We start from the raw sequence: 18,638 nt of genomic DNA on the forward strand, positions 1-18,638 counted from the left end.
CGGGTCCGGCGCACGGGCACGTCAGACGGCGGTGCGGCACAGCAACAGGCAGATGTCGTCGTCGTGTTCGGAGTCCCGCAGCATCGGCTCCAACAGCGCGTCGGCCGCCGCGTCCAGCCGTTCCAGCTGCGCCACGCCGAGGGCGTCCAGGGCTCGCGCCAGCCGCTCTATGCCCGCGTCGATCCCCGCGGACCGGCGCTCCACCAGGCCGTCCGTGTAGAGCGCGAGCGTGGCCCCGTCCGGCAACTCCTCGCGGTGCTCCTCGTACTCGTAGGGCACCGGAACCCCGAGCACGCCCTGGTTGGTCTGGTGCAGCTCCTCGCGGTGGAACCGGACCAGCTCCTCCGCCTCGTCCAGACCCGCCAGTACGACGGCGGTGTCCTCGCCCGCGCCGAGCAGCGCCTCGGCGAGGTCCGCCTCGGCCAGGTCGTCCGGCCGGGGCAGGGGCCTGGGCGGGGGAGCGGGGCAGGCCAGCGTGTGCCGCCAGGGCCCGGAACCGTCCAGGGCGATGTGGAGGTCCTCGTCGGCGGTCACGGTCAGCCGCTGCCGCCGCCCCTCCCGGCAGGGCCGCAGCAGTGCGGTCAGCACGGCCAGGAATCGGGCGCGGTCCCGGGCCGGCACCCCCGCGTCCGCCGTGAGCCGCGCCAGCAGGGCACGGGCACGGGCCGCGTCGACGGGGCCGGTCAGGGTCCAGGTCTCGGAGATCTGGGTCATGGGCGCCGGTCCGGGGCCAGTACGGCGACGCCGGTGTCGTCGCGTGGGGGGCGGGCGGCACTGCCGGCGTCCCGCAGGACGGTCGCGGCCAGCACCGACGGATCGTGGGCGAGCAGCCGGGGGTCCTCGGGCGGGGTCCAGCGGCTGGGCAGCCCGTCACTGTGCGGCACGAGCAGACTGTCGCGGTGCCACGGCGCCCGGCGCGAGGGGACGTGCGCCGGGAAGTACGCCCCGACGATCCCCGGGTGCGACACCAGCGACGTCCACCCGTCCGGGGTGCGCAGCCGGGCGCCGATGTTGCCGGCCCCGGCGAAGCCGAGTTCCCCCTTCGCCGAGTCCACCTGGGCCACGGCGATCGCGGCCCCCGGGTGGGGCGCAGGGCGGTGTACAGCCGCCGCAGGATCTCCCGGGGCGGCGACTGCGCGGCCCGCCGCAGCTCCGTGACCGCCGCGCCGGACGCCTGCCCGGCCTCGGGCCCGTGCCCGAGCCCGTCCGCGAGCAGCAGCGTCACCAGCCCCGCGTGGCGCACGCACGCCCAGGCGTCACCGGAGGTCTCCGCCCGGTCGAGCGACACGACGACGCCGCCGGCCGAGGGCCCGCCGGGAGTACGCCCGCCCTCCGCGCGCTCCGGATCGATCCGTGCCGTCGCCACCGTGCCCCGGCCCGGGGCGCCGTACAGCCGGAAGACGTCGGCATTGCGCAGGCAGCTGCCCAGGCCCGCGCCGAGGGAGGAGCCGGCGGTGGTGCGGCCGTCGCGCAGGGCCGCGCTGACGTCGGCGATGCCCGGCCCGTGGTCCAGCGCGAACAGCCGTACCGAGGTCCCGGTGCCGGACGGCGGTGTCTCCAGGTTGACCACCAGGGTGCCGCCGCCCGCGTGCCGGAGCAGATTGGTGGCCAGCTCGGTGGCCACCAGTTCGCCGGCCGCCGTGCGCTCCGGCCCCAGTCCGGCCCCTGCGCACGCCTCGCGGACCGCCGTACGGGCGTCCGGCACGCGCGTGGAGTCGTGCACCGGTACCTCCCACACGCGGCTCATCCCAGCCCCGATCGCGAGGAGGGCACCTGGGACACCCAGGCGACGGCCGTGACGGTCGTACCCCGGCCCGGCTCGGTGTCCACGCTGAACTCCTGCACCAGCCGCCTGGCACCGCTGAGCCCGAGCCCGAGGCCGCCACCGGAGGTGTAGCCGTCGGTCATGGCCAGCTCCAGATCGTGGATCCCGGGGCCGCTGTCGACGAAGCGCATCCTCAGGCCGCGGGCGCGGCCGTCGTCCAGCGGCGTGATCTCCGCGTGCCCGCCACCGCCGTGCACCAGGGTGTTGCGGGCCAGCTCGCTCGCCGCCGTGACCAGTTTCGTCTGCTGCACCAGACCGAATCCGAGGGCCGCCGCGCACTGCCGCACCTGCTGCCGCGCCCAGGCCAGATCCGCGTCCGAACCGATCGGCACGCTGGTCGCGGACGCCTGGCCGGACGGCCGCATCAGCTGACGTGCCAACTCTCCGTTCCGCATGGCGAGTTCACGCCGACAGTCGACCCGGTGGCGACCGTCCCGGCGCGGACTCCGCTCCGATCCGGCGCGGGTGCCGGGTGGCCGACTACCCCGGATCGCGCGAGGGTCTCCCGGCTGTTGCGAATGTCACCCCTGTGGGTGCACATCCCGCACGTCCCGGACCGGTCGGCGGAACAGGGCCGTCCACAGGAACGGCTCCCCGAAGAGCGCGGAGCCCGGCGGCTGGGGCCGCATCGCGCGCAGCTCGATCTCCTCCAGCCCGGCGAAGACATGGCGCAGCGCCTCGGGAGTGTACGCGAGACCGCCGCCCAGACTCCCGGCGCGGTAGAGGTCCGCGTCCGAGAGCTCCGACCCCATCCGCCCGGCGGCGAAGCAGGTCAGCGAGAAGTGACCGCCGGGCGCCAGGAGGCGCTCCAGCAGGGCGAGATGGCTGATCCGGCGGTGCGGCGGCAGATGGTGGAAGCAGCCCGAGTCATGGATCAGCCGGTAGGGGCCCAGCGGGGCGTCGGCCGCGAGCGCGAACACGTCACCGTGCAGGAGACGGACGTCGAGGCCCGCCGCCCGCGCCCGCCGCCCGGCCAGGCCGAGTGCGGTGGGGGAGAGGTCGACGGCGTCCACCTCGAAGCCGCGCTCGGCGAGCAGCAGCGCGTTGCGGCCGAGCCCGCAGCCGAGGTCCAGCGCCCGCCCGGGTGCGATCAGACCGCGGTCCAGGTAGGACACCAGGCTCTCGTCCGGCTTCGCCGCGAAGAACGGGACGGGTCTGTCCGGGTCCGCGTAGAAGTCGTCCCACCAGCCGGCCGCCCCGCCCGTCCAGCGATCGGTCTCCGGCGCGAACAGCCCGTCCAGGAGCCGCAGTACGTCCTCCACTGTGCGAATGCCCCGGTCCATCCGGCCCTCCCTCCGATACGGAGAACCTAGGGACCTACGAGGCTCCGCACCAGGTCACCGGAGACGGGCCGAGGGCGTGGACGGGTGCCCCAGCAGGCGCCGGGGAGCGGGGCGGGGACTTCCACCGGGCCTTCGCCGTTCGCGGTCGACGCCCCCGGCCGGCACCCCTGGAAAGGTTGCTGAGGACGGGCCGGGGAGCACTTCTTCGACTGTTCCCACATGTCCCTCCTCCCACCCCGCCGCCTCTCCTCCTCAGCCCGAAGCGCCCGCGGGGGGCTCGCGCCTCGCGGGCACGGGATCCGGCTGCGGCTGCCGCTTTTCCACGGGCCGCCGACGGCGCAGCAGCAGTCGCCTGGCCGGGCACTCGACCGCCTCGTACAGCACCCAGGACAGCCCGAGCGAGACGGCGAACGCGGTGGCGGTGACGGCGAACCCGGCGAGGAGGCCGAAGTGGGGCTTGGTGCCCAGCAGATTGGTGGTGGCGCGCAGCACCAGCAGATGGATCATGTAGAAGGCGAACGACAGTTCGCCGAGCCGCACCAGACGCCGGTGCCGCCACAGCGACGGCTGCCCGTTCAGATCGGCGACGGCGGCCGCGGGGATGAGCAGGGCGAACCCGGTGAGGGTGCACACCGTGGCGGAGTAGCCGGGGGTGACCTGCGGTACCAGGAAGTAGCCGATGATCGCCAGCGCGAGGGACGCCTCCAGCCCCGGCCCGCGCCACCGGTCGAGCAGCACCAGCCGGGCGGTGACCGCGCCGAGCACGAACTCGGGCAGCCGGGCGGCGGGGAAGGTGTAGAGCGTGTACGTCCACCAGTGGTGTGCGTCCGACCAGGCCAGCACCAGCACCGATGCCGCCGACAGGGCGCCCAGCGCGGCCGACGCGCGGGCGCCGAGGCGGCGCAGCAGCACGATCAGCAGCGGGAAGGCGGCGTAGAAGAAGGCCTCGCAGGCGAGGGACCAGCTGACCGGGTTGAGCGTCTGCCACCAGGGGTGCCACCAGGAGTGCAGCAGCAGCGCGTTGGCGAGCGCCGGCTCCGGCGCGGGGTTGCCCTGGTGCGCCAGGGTGAGGGCCATCAGCAGCGCCACCGCGAGGGTGACGAGGTGCACCGGGTAGATCCGGGCGACGCGCCGCCGCCAGAAGGCGAGGGGCCGGTCACCGGGCCGGGCCGACCAGGTCAGGACGAAACCCGACAGCACGAAGAAGAACGACACGCCGGTGGCACCGGCACCGAATCCCCAGCCGACCAGATGGCCGGCGGTGCCGCCGAAGTAGCCGAAGTTGTTGACGTGCAGTCCGAACACCAGCAGCGCCGCCATCCACCGCAGCCCGGTCAGGGACGGCAGGGAGGGGTTGGCGGCGGGCGGAACACGGGTGTTCGCCGTGCCGGTCGGGGCGAGCGGCGTCGTCCGGAGCGCCCGGGTCGTCGCCGTGGTCATCGAATCACCTGCCGCTGAGGGTTGGCGTGGGCAATGAAGGGCACTGCTGCCCGCTGCTCCCCGTTCCATCACGTCACATGCGGAACATCACACAGATGCCGAACGAGGCAACCCCTCACGCGCCACGGACATCACCCCCCGGTGCACCCGTACGAGCGACATCGCCTCCACCGCTTGGCGGCGGCGCCGCTACGAGGCCAGGGGCGCGGCAAGGCGACCGGGTGGCCGGAAACCGTTCGCTCGACCGGCCCCGGCGATGCCGACGTGCCGTGCGCGTACGGGAGAAGGGGGCGCGGTTCCCTGAACCGTGCCCCCTACGAACGCCGGAGGTCAGTCGGTGTCCTGGTGGGCCACGTCGAGGTCCACCACGCAGGACCTGCCCTCGCCCAGGGTCACGTCCGCGAGGACGGGGCCGAAGCCGGAGGTGACGACGGTGTAGGCGCCGGGGGCCAGGTTCTGGAGGGTGTAGGTGCCGTCGGCTCCGGTCGCGGCCGAGGCGACCACCTCGCCCGAGGCGCCGAGCAGGGTGATGCGCGCGTCCGGGACCGGCCGGCCGGTGTGCTCGTGGCGCACCGTGCCGCGCACGTTGCCGAGGCCCGCGAGGGTGACGTCCGGTACGGCCGGACCGGCGCCGGCGTCGAGCCGCACGGCCCGCGGGTGATGCCCGGCGGCCGAGACGACCAGGGTGTACGACGAGGCTTCCCGAGGCGCCAGTTCGTACGTGCCGTCCTCACCGGTGCTGGCGCGGGCCCGCTGCCGGCCGGAACGGTCGACGAGGGTGAGGGCCGCCCGTGCGATGGGCCGGCCGGCGCTGTCGTACACCCCGCCGCGCAGCACCTCAGTGGGCGGGGTGGGCGTCGTCGCCGTGCTCTCCGCCCCGGCGGCCGGACCCGGGTCCGGTGCCGGGGACGGTGGGCCCGCCGGCACCGTCCCCGTCCGGCGGCCGCGGATCAGCGAGGCGCCCGCCGCCGCGAGGGACATCGCGATGGCGAGGGAGAACACCACGACCAGGCCGTCGTGGAACGGCTGGGAGATCAGGTGGGGGAAGAACTCGCGGCCGGTGAGATGCGCGGCGGCGGACGGGGACAGACGGCTCAGGATGTCCGGGCCGAGCAGGTGCTGGATGGGGTTGTAGCCGAGGAAGGCCGCGAACAGGACCCCGACCGGCGGCAGCTGGGACACCGTGTGCGCGGCGCCCGCGGGCACGCCCTGGGCCGTCAGGCCGGTGGTGAGGGTGTCGGGGAGGGTCCCGGCGAGCCCCGCGACCATGAGCGAGAAGAACACGCCCATGGACAGCACCATGCCCGCGTTCTGGAAGGTGGCGCGCATGCCGGAGGCCGCGCCGCGGGCGTCGGCCGGCACGCTGGACATGATGATCGCCGTGTTGGGGGCGGCGAACAGACCACCGCCGAGCCCGTTGAGGAAGATCAGCGCGGCGAACACCCAGTACGAGAAGTCGCTCGGCAGGACCAGCAGCCCGGCGAACGACACCGCCATCACCAGGAAGCCGCACGCCGCGAACAGCCGCGCCCCGAACTTGTCCGACAGGGCTCCGGACAGCGGCCCGGCGAGCAGGAAGCCGATGGTGAGCGGGAGCATGTAGATGCCCGCCCACAGGGGCGTGTCGGCGTAGTCGTACCCGTGCAGCGGCAGCCAGATGCCCTGGAGCCAGATGATCAGCATGAACTGGAGCCCGCCGCGGGCGATCGCGCCGAGCAGGGTGGCGGCGTTGCCGCCGGCGAAGGCCGCGTCGCGGAACAGCCGCAGCGGGAACATCGGTTCCGGGACCTTGGCCTCCACGAGGCAGAAGACCACGAGCATCACGGCGCCGCCGATCAGGCCCGCCAGCACCCAGGGGTTGGTCCAGCCCATGGTGTGGCCGCCGTACGGCTGGATGCCGTAGGTGATCCCCGCGAGCAGCGCGGTCAGGCCGATGGCGAAGGTGACGTTGCCCCACCAGTCCATCCGCCCCGGCCTGCGGATGCCGGTCTCGTGCAGCGACTTGTACGCCCACACCGTGCCGATCAGGCCGATGGGCACGTTGACCCAGAAGATCGAGCGCCAGTTCCAGGTGACCAGCACACCGCCGAGCACCAGGCCGAGGAACGAACCGGCGATGCCGGCCACCATGTTGACGCCGAGCGCCATACCGCGCTGGCGTGCCGGGAACGCGTCGGTGAGGATCGCCGCCGAGTTGGCCATCAGCATCGAACCGCCGACGGCCTGCACGATGCGCCAGCCGATCAGCCAGAGCGCGCCGCCGCCGCCGTGGAAGGGGTCGAGCGAGAGGATCACCGAGGTGATCGTGAAGATGAGGAAGCCCGCGTTGTAGATGCGGACCCGGCCCATCATGTCACCGAGCCTGCCGAGCGCCACGACCAGCACCGCCGTGACGAGCATGTAGCCCATCAGCATCCACAGCAGGTAGCTGACGTTGGCGGGCTCCAGCGGGTCCAGGCGGATGCCGGTGAAGATGCCGGGCAGCGAGATCAGCACGATCGAGCTGTTGATCGTGGCGATCAGCATGCCCACCGTGGTGTTGGTCAGTGCCACCCACTTGTAGCCGGGATGGTCCGCGCCGATCCATCCGCGTCCGCGGTGCTGCCCGGCGCCGGAGGCGCCGGGTATGCGGTCGGTCTCCCTGGACGTCATCGGTCGCTCCCGGTGTCGGGCCGTTCGGGCCGTTCGGGCTGGAGGGCGGGCTGGACGGGCTGGGCTGTCCGGGTGCTCCCGGCGGCGTCGCTGAGCATGCGCCGCACGAGCGGGGCGACGACGCGCATGGCCTCGGCGAGCGCGCGCCTGTCGTCGTCCGCAAGGCCGGCCATCAGGTCGGCCAGGCGTGCGTCGCGCGAGCGCCGGCGGGCGGCGAGCACCGCCCGTCCGGCGTCCGTGACGGCGATCAGCGCCACCCGGCCGTCCACCGCGTCACCGACGCGCATGACCAGGTCCTGGCGTTCCAGCCGCTGCACCAACTGGGTCATGGACGGCTGGGCCACGCCCTCCGCCGCCGCGAGGAGGGTGAGCCGGACCGGGCCCTCGCGTTCCAGCCGCGCCAGGGTGGAGGCCGCGGTGAAACTGAGGTCCCGGTGATCCGTCACGACCCTGATCACGGCGGATGCCGTCTCCGCCAGTGACTGTGCGGTCCGCTGCACGTCCGCATCTCTGTGAGAGTGATCCACACTCTTTAAGTATCACCCGCCTATATAGGAACCCTATGAAAATCTTCGTAAGGATTTTCGCGCCGGGCCGGGCGAGGTCGGGCGGCACAGTCGGAGGGGACCGGACATGCCGGTGCCGGGACGGAGGGATCCGTCCCGGCACCGGTGTTCCAAGGCTGGAGCGTGCGCGGAAAGCGGTCAGCTGACCGTGACCCGGAAGACCGGCGACGCCGTGCTGCCGCTGACCATGCGCAGGTCGTTCTTGCCCTTCAGGCCCAGCTCGACGCGCAGCGCGTAGGACCCGCCGCTGTTGACGGGCGTGGACGCCGGCAGGGTGACCCACTTGCCGTGCTGCTTCTGCTGGAGCGTCACCTTGGTGCCCGCCTTGATGCCGGTGGTCTTGCCGGTGACCCGGAACAGCGTCCAGGCGCGCACCGAGGACACCGACGGCGTGGCCGTGATGGCGGGCTTGGCGGCCGCGGCCGAACGGGCGCCGGCGGGAGCCGCGGTGTGCGCGGCCGGGGTGGCGGCCATCGCGGTGCCCGCGAGGGCGAGGGAGGCCGCGCCCAGGACGCCGACGACGGCAACGCGCAGGGAACGCCGCTTCGTGACCATCATGAATCTGTCCTTTTCTGTGGTGAGTTCAACTGTTCACGCCAAAGGAGAGGAACATGCCGATTGGCGCGGTCACTTGGAACGACGTCACCACGAGTGCGGGCGTTCACTGACGTTTTGTCCCCGTCTTGTAACAGCCGGTCCGGCGTCACTCACGGGGTCCGATCTTCCTCCCGTCGGCGTTTTGGACGCTGATGGCCCGCATCGGGCAGATGTCGGCCGCGTCCAGGGCGCGTTCGTCGCCCTCCGGGATGTGCTCGCGCACCGGACGCGAGCGGTCGCCGTCGAGGGCGAACAGGTCCGGCGCGGTCCCGGCGCACATGCCCGAGCCCATGCACTCGCCGGGGTCCACACTGAGTCGCCAGCTCATCGCCGCCTCACCAGCCCACCGGCATGACGCGGGGCCCGCGTACCAGCATCTCGGTCTTCCAGGTGATGTCGCCCGCGATGTGCAGCCGGGGGAAGCGGGCCACCAACGCCCCGATGGCCTCCTGGAGTTCGAGCCGGGCGAGCGGCGCGCCGAGGCAGTGGTGCACGCCGTGGCCGAAGCCGAGGTGCGCGTTGCCGCCGCGGGTGATGTCGAGCGCCCCGGCCTCGGTGAAGCGCAGCGCGTCCCGGTTGGCCGCCCCGATGGCGACCAGCACCGGCTCCCCGGCCCGCACCAGGGTGCCGCCGACCTCGACGTCCTCCCTGGCGTACCGGGCCTGCCCGGCCCCGCTGCCCAGCGGGACGAACCGCAGCAGCTCCTCGATCGCCTCTGTGATCAGCGTCGGCTCCGCACGCAGCCGCGCCAGCGCCTGCGGGTGATCGAGCAGGGTGAGCACGAAGTTGGGGATCTGGGTGGCGGTGGTCTCGTGACCGGCCACGAGGATGCCGACGCACAGGTCGACCAGTTCCAGCTCCGACAGCCGGTCGCCGTGGTCGCGCGCCTCGATCAGTGCCGTCATCAGGTCGTCCCGGGGTCCGGCTCGATGTACGGCGATCAAATCGGCCATGTAGGAACGGAGTTCCTCGCGGTTACGGTCGAACTCCTCGGCCGTCAGTGAGCTGGTGGACAGGGCCGCGTCGCTCCACGCGCGGAACTGCGGGCGGTCCCGCTCCGGTACCCCGAGCAGGCGGCAGATCACCGCGACCGGGATGGGCAGCGCGTAGCTGTCGACCAGGTCGACGGGCGGGCCCGCCGCCTCCATCGCGTCCAGCAGGGATGTCGTCAACTCCCTGATCTGGGGCCGGAGTTTCTCGACCTGGCGAACGGTGAACGCCTTCGCCACCAGCGAGCGCAGCCGGGTGTGGTCGGGCGGGTCCATGCTGAGGATCCCGCTGTCCCGACGGCCCTCGGAGGCCCGCGGCTCGTCGTGTTCGAGACTCAGCGCACGGCTGAACCGCTGGTCGCCGAGGACCAGCCGGGCGTCCGCGTACCGGGTGGCGAGCCAGGCCGGCTCGCCGTACTGCATCCGCACGCGCAGCAGCCCGGGGGTGTCACGGGCGCGCTCGTACGCCTCGGACAGATCCAGGTCCTGGCCGGAGTTGAAGGGGTAGGCGAGGGGTGCGTGGTCCGTTGCCGTCACAGCTGTCTCCCTTGTGTAAGCACACGCTTACAACGCTAGGAGCTGCGCACCGGGCGCGCAACGACGCTAATCGGCCGTTACTCTGCGGGTCCTCGGCAGACGCGCGTCGGGCGCGGGGCGGCAAAGGAGCAGCGGGTGGACGGCGGCGAGTACACGCGGGACCAGCACCGGAGCGCCGGGGGCGCCCTGGAGGGGGAGTCGCCGCAGCGTCCGCGCGATGCCCGGGAGACCCGCGCGCGCATCCTGCGGGCCGCCGGAGCGGTCTTCGCCGGGCGGGGTTACGAGGCGGCGACCGTCCGGGACATCGCCGCCCGCGCCGGGGTGAACCAGGCGCTGATATTCCGCTACTTCGGCTCGAAGAAGGCCCTGCTCACCGAGGTGATGGCTCAGGACGGCAAGGAGCAGGTGAGCACCACGCCCCCCGAGCTGCTGTTCGAGACCGCGCTGCGCGGCGTCCTCGCGGAGGGCGGCGGTGCCGAGGCGGACCGGCTGGCCGTCTACCTCCGCTCCATCGGCAGCGCCGACGCCGCCCCCGAGACGGTGCGCGCCCTCGGCGAGGAGTACGCCACCGCGCTCGCCGCCCTCTCCGGGGCCGAGGACGGCACCCTGCGCGCCCAGCTCGCCATGGCCTGGCTGCTCGGCATCGGCCTGATGCGCGTCGTCGTACGCCAGGAACCCCTGGCCACCGCCGAACCGGACGCGGTCTGCGCGCATGTCCTCGCGGCACTGGACCGGCTGCTCCCGGTGCTGCCCGGTGGGGAGCCGGGGCGGGGAACGGGGCAGGAGCGGCCCGGCGGGCGGCCGTAGGCCGGGCCGGCGACGCGCGCGGGCGCGGCCCGGTCCGCCCCGGCTCAGCCGGCCTCCGCCGTCCTCGCGCCGGCCCCCGTGAGATACGCGCCGAGCACCCGGTTCAGCCGCGGTTCCACCTCCACCACCGCGTGGCCGAGCCGGGGATCGCTCGTGTACAGCTCGCGCAGGCGCGGGCCGGGCGTGGCCATCTGCCACAGGGCGCCGGCGAGGCTGGTCGCCGTGGCGATCGCGTCGACGCTCCGCAACTCGTCGAGGCCGAGAAGCCGGCCCAGTTCGCCGCCGATCAGCTCGACCTCCTTCAGGGTGGCGAGCTTGAAGGAGCGCACCGACTCGATCGACACGTTCCGCTCCAGGTTCAGCGGTGCCTGCGCCAGCAGGTCGCAGAACAGGGGCCGTGCCGCCAGCGAGCCCGCGAGGGCGGCCGCGACCTCCGCGGCCGTCGCCTCGGTCCGTCGTCCCAGGTCGGCGCGGAGTTCGGCGGACCACTCCCGCCAGCCCTCGGCGGTCAGCGCGAGGAAGATCTGCTCCCGCGTCTCGAAATAGCGCAGCAACGCGGACTTGTGCACGCCCACGGCCGAGGCGATGTCCGTGAGGGTGACGTCCCGCACCCCTCGTGCCCGGCCGAGTGTCCGGGCGGCGTCCAGGATCGCGGCTTCCCGCGCCTGTTTGGCCTCGGCGCTGCGCGCACGCTGAAAGGCAGGCTCACTCATGCGGGACATCATAGAAAGAGTTAACACAACGGTGTTGCGTTAATAAGAGAACGGTGTTGTACTAATGACATGAGTGCACAGGAATCCCAGGTCTGGTTCATCACCGGTTCGTCGCGCGGCTTCGGCCGCGCCCTGGTCGACGCCGCGCTGGAGGCCGGTGACCGGGTCGTCGCCACCGCTCGCCGTCCCGAGGCCCTCGCGGCGGACCTCGCCGGGTACGGCGACCGCGTACTGCCCCTCGCCCTGGACGTCACCGATCCGGACGCGGCACGGGCGGCCGTCGAGGCGGCCGTCGCCCGCTTCGGGCGCCTCGACGTGCTCGTGAACAACGCGGGGTACGCGAACGTGTCGCCCGTCGAGACGGGTGCGGACGGCGACTTCCGGGCCCAGTTCGAGACCAATTTCTGGGGCGTCTACCACGTCACCAAGGCCGCGCTCCCCGTTCTGCGCCGGCAGGGAGCGGGCACCGTCGTGCAGTTCTCCTCGATCGGCGGCCGGGTCGGCGGCTCGCCGGGCATCGCGTCGTACCAGGCGGCCAAGTTCGCCGTGGACGGCTTCAGCCGGGTGCTGGCCGCGGAGACCGCGCCCTTCGGCGTACGGGTGATGGTGGTCGAGCCGAGCGGCTTCGCCACCGACTGGGCCGGCTCCTCGATGACCGTCCACGACGTCCCCGACGCCTACGACGCGACGGTGGGCGCGATGAACCGGCTGATGCGGCAGAACACGGCCGGCGCGGCCGGGGACCCGCGCCGCGCCGCGGAGATCATCGTCCGCACGGTACGGCGCGGCGAGGTCCCGGGCCACCTCCCGCTCGGGGTGAACGCCGCGACCATGGCTCTGGACCACGCCCACCGCCGGCTCGCCGAGGCGAGCGCCTGGGCGGAGGTGAGCCGTTCGGCCGACTTCGGCGAGCCCTACCCCGTCCCGCTCCCGTCGCAGGCGGCCGGGTGAGCCCGGGGCCGGTCCCGCCCGGGGCGGATCACTTGCCGAGGAGCATCCCCGCCCCGCTGACGTAGACATGGATCCCGTCCTTCTCCACCGCGACGCGCTGGAGCCGCAGGTCGCCGGAGGGCGGGGCCGGGATCCGGAAGGCGAGTCGGAACCGGTCGGCGATCTGCGGGCGGGTCAGCCTGGTCAGGGAGGTCAGCATGGAGAGGTCGACCCCGAGCCGCTTGAGCACCTCGGGGTGGGCGAGCGCCAGGTCCACGAGGTTCACCCGGGTCAGCCGGTGCGGGAAGCGCGGCGCCCCGGTGAGCCGGTGGAGCTTGTCCTCGTCGTGCAGCGCGGCGTTCACGGTGCCCTCCGGCACGCCCATGCGACGCACGATCTCCGGCACGCCCAGCTGTGCCTTGACCTCGTCCGCCTCCCGGGTGACCCGGCGCGCGGCGGCGCGGGTCAGGTGCAGCCCCTCGGTACGGCCGGTACCGGGCCGGTAGGTGGCGAGGTCGCCGATGTCCAGCCGCATCCCGTCCACCGAGGTGCTGATGCCGCGGTCCCCGTCACGCCGGACGCGGGCATCGGCACGCACCCGCACGTCGTGCCCGGCCAGCCGCAGTGAGCCCGGCGCCCTGATCCGGGCGGGGCCCTGGGCGCCGAACGCCACCTGGGAGGCGCCCAGTTCACGGTCCATGTCGGCGAAGGAGAGCAGTATCTGGCCGTGCATCCGCCGAGCGAGGGCTCCCCGTACGGCCGTCGGTCCGTCGCCGTCGATGCGTATGTCGCGTGCGGTGGCGGTGACCTGCGTCAGGGTGACCCGGTCGGCCGGCACGTCCGGGACCGTGACCTGCACCGAGTCCAGCCGCTGGGAGAGCAGTTGGGTCAGGAACGGGAAGCCGCCGATCCGTACCTCGGGCGCGGCGGTCAGGTGCAGCCGGTCCTTGAGGCGGTCGGCGGCCTGCCGCTCGACGTAGAGCAGGGCCCATCGGTCGGCCAGGGTGAGGAGGCAGGCGAAGGTGAGCACCCAGACGGTCAGCCTGAGCATGGTGGGCAGTCCGGTGGCCCGGTCGCGGCGGCGGCCGCGGCGCCTGTGGTTGGGGGGTGCCCAGGACTCGTCGGTGTCGTCGTCCTGCTGCTCAGGGGCATCGTGCACGCGGAGGAAGTCGTCCGGTGGGCCCTCCTGCGGGCGGTCCGCCGGATCGTCCGCGAGTGCGGCCAGCTCGTCGTACGGACTTCGCGCGGGCGGAACCCGGTCAGGGCCGGGTCCGTCGGAGTGAGCGGTGTGATGCGTCGATGTGTGGGGGGTACGCATCGGCAGATTTGATCACATAACCCCACCGGGCTCGCAACCTTGACGAGATGCCGGCCCGGCAATGGCCCGATTCGCACGCGCTATCGAGTCACTGGCAACTCGCCTGTGCTCGGCCGCCGTTGGACACGTGCGGCGACGGGGCCGTGAAGCACGGAAAGGATGACCTCCATGACGGCAAGGGACACCGGGCGTTTCGTGGACAGGACCGCGGTGGTGACCGGCGGCAGCAGGGGGATCGGGGCGGCGGTGGCCAGGCGCCTGGCGGCCGAGGGGGCGGCCGTCGTCATCGGCTACCGGAGCAACCGCGCGGCGGCCGACGCGCTGGTCTCCGCGATCGAGGCGGACGGCGGCAAGGCCCTCGCCCTCGGCGCGGACGTGGCCGACCCGGGCCGGAGCGAGGCGCTGATCGAGCGCGCGGTCGCGGAGTTCGGCCGGCTGGACGTGCTGGCCTCCTGCGCCGGCATCGAGCACTTCGGAGCCCTGGAGGATCTCACCCCGGCCGACTTCGACCGCGTCTTCGCCGTGAACACCCGCGGCCAGCTGTTCGCGGCCAAGCACGCCGCCGCCCGGATGGGGGAGGGCGGCCGGATCGTGCTCACCTCCTCGGTCAGCGCGTCCCGCGCGGTCTTCGAGCACACCCTGTACGCCGCGTCCAAGGCCGCCGTGGAGTCCATGGTCCTCAACCTCTCCGCCGAACTGGGGCAGCGCGGCATCACCATCAACGCCATCGCCCCCGGCGGCACCGCCACAGACATGGCCACCGAGAACTCGGCCGGATACCAGCACCCCCGGCTGCGCGGCGAGATGCCGCTCGGGCAGTGGCTGTCCGTGCACGGCGCGCTCGGCCGGCTGGCCACGCCGGAGGAGATCGCCGCGGGCTACGCCTACCTGGCCAGCGACGACGCCGCGTACATGACCGGCCGCACGCTCCCCGTGGACGGCGGGTTCTTCTGAGCCGCGCCGGACGGCCGTCCGAGGGGGGCGACCGCGACGACCCGGTGGGCGCCGGACGACCGCGGCCCCGGGGCCGCCGGTCAGGACTGCCCGGAGCGCACCGGATCGTCGGACGTCTCCCGCGGCCGCCCCCCGCCCCCGGAGCGCTTCCGCCGGTCCCGCCGCCAGTCGAACGTGGCGAGCGCGAGGGACGCCACCATGCCGATGAGCCCCGCGCCCAGTGCCACGACGACGGCGGCACGGTAGTCCTGGTGCCGCCCGAGCACCAGGTAGAAGAGACCGGGCAGCGCGGCCGTACCCACCGCCGCGCCGAGCCGCTGCCCGGTCTGGAGCGCGCCGCCCGCCGCGCCCGCCATGCGGACCGGCACGTCCCGCAGCGTCATCGTGAAGTTGGGCGAGACCACGAAGCCACCGCCGATGCCGCCGACGAGCAGCACCGGCGCGGCGACCCAGGGGGCGATGCCGAGGTCCACGTAGCGCAGCAGCAGCGCCGTGCCGCCCAGGCCGAGGATCACACCCGCCAGCCCGCACACGGTGAGCAGCCGGCCCAGCCGCTCGACCATCCGCCCCGCGACCACGGCAGCGAACGCCGAGCCCACGGCGAACGGGGTCACGGCGAGCCCTGAGCGCAGCGGGGAGAAGCCGAGACCGTGCTGGTAGAAGAGCGCGAAGACCAGCCACACCCCGCTGAAGCCGATGAAGTACAGCGTGCCGACGCCCGCGCCGACCGCGTAGCCGCGCACGGTGCTGAACAGCCGCGGATCGAGCAGCGGCTGATCGCCCTTCGCCACCAGGCGCCGCTGCCACTGGGCGAAGACGAGGAGCACGGCGACACCGACCGGGAACAGCCACCACAACCGGTCGATCCCGCCGGAGTCCGCCTGGACCAGCGGGTACATCAGCGCGAGCACACCGAGGCCGAGGAGCACGACACCGGTGCCGTCCACCCGGCCCCGCCCGGACCCCTGGACGCGGGGCAGCAGCCTGCGCCCGAGCAGCACGGCGAGGATGCCGATGGGCACATTGACGTAGAAGATCCACCGCCAGCCGTCGGCACCGGAGGCCAACGCCAGGATGACACCGCCGGTGATGGGTCCGACGGCGGAGGAGATGCCGACGGTCGCGCCGAAGAAGCCGAAGGCCCGGCCGCGTTCCGCACCCCGGAACAGCTGCTGGATGAGCGCGGAGTTCTGGGGCGCCATGAAGCCGGCCGCGAGACCCTGCGCGAGGCGGGCCACCACCAGCAGCGTGATGTCCGGGGCCGCCCCGCAGGCCGCGCTGAACAGCACGAAGGCGCTGAGCGCGAGCAGGAATATGCGGCGCCGGTCCAGGGCGTCGCCGAGCCGCCCGGCGGTGACGAGGGCGAGGGCGAAGCTGAGCGCGTATCCGGACACCACCCACTGCACCTGGGCGGGGGAGGCCCCCAGATCGCGCTGGACCGTGGGCAGGGCGACCGCCACGATCGTGACGTCCAGCAGGCTCATGAACCCGGCCACGAGCGTCACCCACAGGGCCCGCCACCGGCGCGGATCCGGCTGGTAGCCGGTGTCCTGAGCCCCCTGGCCGCGGCCGCCCGCCGCCGACGTCGACGTAGTCACCTGGGCTCCTCTCCGCTGGGGCCCCGCCTGAAGGATTCAGGTTCCCCCGCCGGGGCACGTGCACACACCTATAGCTGCAACCGCAAAGGGTCCGGGGAAAGTCCGTCCGGGCGCGCGTTCGCGACGGCACCGGCAAGATCCCGGGTGTCAGTGGCGGCTGCGAGGCTTGGACCATGAACGGCGACGACGAGCAGCTGCTGCGCGGCCGGGTCTACGGCCACGACCACGACGACCCCGGCCCGCGCCCCGACCGCAGGTATGCCCAGCTGGTCGGCGGACCCCTGGACGGCCTGCTCCTGGACATCACCGACCGGCCCTGCCACGCCCCCGCGACGGGCGTTCCGCTGCGCACCGAACTGGGGCGGTTCGGCGCCGGCGGCCGGGCCGTGTACAGCCCGCGCCCCGGTGACCGCACCCACCTCGACTGGAGCGGCGACATCCCCTGAGGACCACCGGACCGGAGCTCCATCCACTCAGAGTAGCCGAGTGAGCGCCCTACGGAGCGGTTGGTTTGAGCGTGCGAGATCTGTACATGCGTTGGCTTGTGCAATGTGACCGGCGAAAGGAACACCGCGATGACGGCGACTGACCATGAGAACCCGGTGGATCCGGCGGATCCCGCCGCGGTCAGGCGCCATCGGACACTCTTTCGCGCCATCGAGAAACGGCGCCACCCGAAGCTGCGGCGCAGCGACATCACGGTGACCGACGAACCGGCCGTCAAACGCGCCACGAAGGCGGCCGCCCTCGGCAACGCGATGGAGTGGTACGACTTCGGTATCTACAGCTATCTGGCCGCGACCCTGGGGAAGGTCTTCTTCCCCTCGGGCAGTCACACCGCCCAGTTGCTGAGCACCTTCGCCACCTTCGCGGTGGCCTTCCTGGTGCGGCCCGTCGGCGGCATGGTCCTCGGGCCGCTCGGCGACAAGATCGGCCGCAAGACGATCCTCGCCCTCACCATGATCATGATGGCGATCGGTACCTTCGCCATCGGCCTGATCCCCTCGCACGCCACGATCGGCGTCTGGGCCCCCGCCCTGCTGATCTTCTTCCGCCTGGTGCAGGGCTTCTCGACCGGCGGGGAGTACGGCGGCGCCTCCACCTTCATCGCGGAGTACGCGCCCGACAAACGGCGCGGATACTTCGGCAGCTTCCTGGAGTTCGGCACGCTCGCCGGGTACGTCGGGGCGTCCGGCCTCGTCGTCGCCCTGACCAGCCTGCTCAGCGACGACCAGATGCTGCACTGGGGCTGGCGCGTCCCCTTCCTGGTCGCGGCCCCGCTCGGATTCATCGGTCTGTACCTGCGGCTCAAGCTGGACGAGACGCCCGCCTTCCAGAAGCTGGAGGGCGGCCAGGCCACGGCCACCGAGGCCGCCGACGCGGTCGAGACCTCGGCCGCCGCCGACCTCGGCAAGATCTTCACCCGCTACTGGCGGCCGCTGCTGCTGTGCGTCGCCCTCGTGGCGGCGTACAACATCACCGACTACATGCTGCTGTCGTACATGCCGACCTATCTCTCCGACGAGCTCGGCTACGACACCAACCACGGGCTGCTGATCCTGCTCATCGTGATGGTCCTCCAGATGTGCGTCATCAACCAGGTCGGCCGCCTCTCGGACCGATTCGGCCGCAAACCGCTGCTGATGGCGGGAATGCTCGGCTTCCTGGTCCTGTCCGTGCCGTCGTTCCTGCTCATCCGGCAGGGCGACATCGTCCTGATCACCCTGGGCCTGCTGCTGATGGGCCTGTCCCTGGTGGCCATGCTCGGCACGATGTCGGCGGCCCTCCCGGCGATCTTCCCGACGCATGTCCGCTACGGCTCCCTCTCGGTCGCCTACAACTTCTCCGCCTCGCTCTTCGGCGGCACCACCCCGCTGGTGATCACGGCCCTGATCGGCGTCTTCCACACCAATCTGGTGCCGGCCTTCTACGCCGTGGGCGCGGCGGCCGTAGGCGTCATCGCCGTCCTGTGCATGACGGAGACGGCGAACAAGCCGCTGGACGGCTCCCCGCCGTCCGTGGAGTCGGAGGCAGAGGCCGTCGAACTGGTCAGGGCCCAGTCACCCGACCCGAAGTTCTGACCGCCCCACGACTCCCGGACCGCCGGGCGCCTCGCCGCGCCCGGCGGTCCCGCGCGCGGCGCGAGCCGCGTGGCCTCGGCGTCGCGCCATACCGGGGAGAGGACCCGCCGTCCGCCGTACGGACCTTCTGGTCAGAGGCTGCGCAGGCGGGCCAGTGTGGCGTCCAGGTCGGCTTTGCGGGGCCGGTTGTGGGGCAGTTTGCCGAGCATGGCGGCCATGCCGCAGGTGTTGGTGACGGCGGAGAACACCAGGCCGCCCGCGATGCCCGCGGACAGCAGCCTGAAGGCGGGGTGGACGGCCTCGCCGAGGGCGAGGCCGAGCAGGACGAGGGAGCCGGCGGTGAGGCGG

General features: G+C 72.9%; 18 protein-coding genes and 1 pseudogene. 5 read left to right on the forward strand and 14 right to left on the reverse strand.

Annotated features, from left to right (window positions below):
- Positions 1-21: 21 nt before the first annotated feature.
- The 10 genes and pseudogenes from VT52_RS31950 to VT52_RS31995 all read right to left on the reverse strand — a co-directional run bounded on the left by VT52_RS31950 (position 22) and on the right by VT52_RS31995 (position 9,889).
- Complete coding sequence (locus VT52_RS31950) at positions 22-714, reverse strand: SpoIIE family protein phosphatase (protein ID WP_046428106.1); 693 nt, start codon at positions 712-714, stop codon at positions 22-24.
- Positions 711-1,747, reverse strand: a pseudogene (locus VT52_RS31955) (SpoIIE family protein phosphatase). Before VT52_RS31955 ends, VT52_RS31950 begins: the two are co-directional and overlap by 4 nt.
- A complete protein-coding gene (locus VT52_RS31960) occupies positions 1,744-2,190 on the reverse strand; it encodes an anti-sigma regulatory factor (protein ID WP_046428103.1) in 447 nt (148 codons plus the stop codon). Before VT52_RS31960 ends, VT52_RS31955 begins: the two are co-directional and overlap by 4 nt.
- A 156-nt stretch (positions 2,191-2,346) precedes the next feature.
- On the reverse strand, positions 2,347-3,108 hold the full coding sequence (locus tag VT52_RS31965; protein WP_046428100.1) for a class I SAM-dependent methyltransferase: 762 nt from the start codon (positions 3,106-3,108) through the stop codon (positions 2,347-2,349).
- Positions 3,109-3,360: 252 nt separating this feature from the next.
- On the reverse strand, positions 3,361-4,548 hold the full coding sequence (locus VT52_RS31970; RefSeq protein ID WP_046428097.1) for an acyltransferase family protein: 1,188 nt from the start codon (positions 4,546-4,548) through the stop codon (positions 3,361-3,363).
- A gap of 330 nt (positions 4,549-4,878) precedes the next feature.
- Positions 4,879-7,074 (reverse strand): MFS transporter, encoded by a 2,196-nt coding sequence (locus tag VT52_RS31975; RefSeq protein WP_420856322.1) that lies wholly within the window; start codon positions 7,072-7,074, stop codon positions 4,879-4,881.
- A 122-nt stretch (positions 7,075-7,196) separates the two neighbouring features.
- Positions 7,197-7,700 (reverse strand): MarR family winged helix-turn-helix transcriptional regulator, encoded by a 504-nt coding sequence (locus tag VT52_RS31980; protein WP_046428094.1) that lies wholly within the window; start codon positions 7,698-7,700, stop codon positions 7,197-7,199.
- A gap of 204 nt (positions 7,701-7,904) precedes the next feature.
- Positions 7,905-8,324 carry a hypothetical protein gene (locus tag VT52_RS31985; protein ID WP_046428092.1) on the reverse strand — a complete coding sequence of 140 codons (420 nt, stop codon included), beginning with the start codon at positions 8,322-8,324 and terminating at the stop codon, positions 7,905-7,907.
- A 145-nt stretch (positions 8,325-8,469) separates the two neighbouring features.
- Positions 8,470-8,691 carry a ferredoxin gene (locus VT52_RS31990; protein ID WP_046428090.1) on the reverse strand — a complete coding sequence of 74 codons (222 nt, stop codon included), beginning with the start codon at positions 8,689-8,691 and terminating at the stop codon, positions 8,470-8,472.
- Positions 8,692-8,698: 7 nt separating this feature from the next.
- On the reverse strand, positions 8,699-9,889 hold the full coding sequence (locus VT52_RS31995) for a cytochrome P450 (RefSeq protein WP_046428086.1): 1,191 nt from the start codon (positions 9,887-9,889) through the stop codon (positions 8,699-8,701).
- Positions 9,890-10,024: 135 nt separating this feature from the next.
- On the opposite strand from VT52_RS31995, the gene VT52_RS32000 reads away from it, so the two are divergent.
- Positions 10,025-10,696 (forward strand): TetR/AcrR family transcriptional regulator, encoded by a 672-nt coding sequence (locus VT52_RS32000; protein WP_338059211.1) that lies wholly within the window; start codon positions 10,025-10,027, stop codon positions 10,694-10,696.
- Between the two features lie 44 nt (positions 10,697-10,740).
- Here VT52_RS32000 and VT52_RS32005 read toward each other — a convergent pair whose 3' ends face one another.
- Positions 10,741-11,409 (reverse strand): TetR/AcrR family transcriptional regulator, encoded by a 669-nt coding sequence (locus VT52_RS32005; protein WP_046428084.1) that lies wholly within the window; start codon positions 11,407-11,409, stop codon positions 10,741-10,743.
- A 69-nt stretch (positions 11,410-11,478) separates the two neighbouring features.
- Here VT52_RS32005 and VT52_RS32010 point away from each other — a divergent pair, with 69 nt between their 5' ends.
- Positions 11,479-12,360 (forward strand): SDR family NAD(P)-dependent oxidoreductase, encoded by an 882-nt coding sequence (locus tag VT52_RS32010; protein WP_046428083.1) that lies wholly within the window; start codon positions 11,479-11,481, stop codon positions 12,358-12,360.
- Between the two features lie 28 nt (positions 12,361-12,388).
- Here the strand turns inward: VT52_RS32010 and VT52_RS32015 are convergent, their stop codons facing one another.
- Positions 12,389-13,498 (reverse strand): LmeA family phospholipid-binding protein, encoded by a 1,110-nt coding sequence (locus VT52_RS32015; RefSeq protein WP_240509960.1) that lies wholly within the window; start codon positions 13,496-13,498, stop codon positions 12,389-12,391.
- A 327-nt stretch (positions 13,499-13,825) separates the two neighbouring features.
- On the opposite strand from VT52_RS32015, the gene VT52_RS32020 reads away from it, so the two are divergent.
- Complete coding sequence (locus VT52_RS32020) at positions 13,826-14,611, forward strand: SDR family NAD(P)-dependent oxidoreductase (protein ID WP_046428135.1); 786 nt, start codon at positions 13,826-13,828, stop codon at positions 14,609-14,611.
- Between the two features lie 80 nt (positions 14,612-14,691).
- Here VT52_RS32020 and VT52_RS32025 read toward each other — a convergent pair whose 3' ends face one another.
- Positions 14,692-16,209 carry an MFS transporter gene (locus VT52_RS32025; protein WP_046428079.1) on the reverse strand — a complete coding sequence of 506 codons (1,518 nt, stop codon included), beginning with the start codon at positions 16,207-16,209 and terminating at the stop codon, positions 14,692-14,694.
- A 173-nt stretch (positions 16,210-16,382) separates the two neighbouring features.
- On the opposite strand from VT52_RS32025, the gene VT52_RS32030 reads away from it, so the two are divergent.
- Both VT52_RS32030 and VT52_RS32035 read left to right on the forward strand, forming a co-directional pair.
- Positions 16,383-16,655, forward strand: a complete 273-nt coding sequence (locus tag VT52_RS32030; protein WP_046428076.1) for a hypothetical protein — start codon at positions 16,383-16,385, stop codon at positions 16,653-16,655.
- 129 nt (positions 16,656-16,784) lie between these two features.
- Positions 16,785-18,290, forward strand: a complete 1,506-nt coding sequence (locus VT52_RS32035; RefSeq protein ID WP_046428073.1) for an MFS transporter — start codon at positions 16,785-16,787, stop codon at positions 18,288-18,290.
- Positions 18,291-18,421: 131 nt separating this feature from the next.
- Here the strand turns inward: VT52_RS32035 and VT52_RS32040 are convergent.
- The coding region (locus VT52_RS32040) for a YgaP family membrane protein (protein ID WP_143070878.1) at positions 18,422-18,638 on the reverse strand (217 nt) is incomplete at its 5' end.

It is taken from the genome of Streptomyces malaysiense, assembly GCF_000980885.2.
GTDB classification, from domain to species: Bacteria; Actinomycetota; Actinomycetes; order Streptomycetales; family Streptomycetaceae; genus Streptomyces; species Streptomyces malaysiense.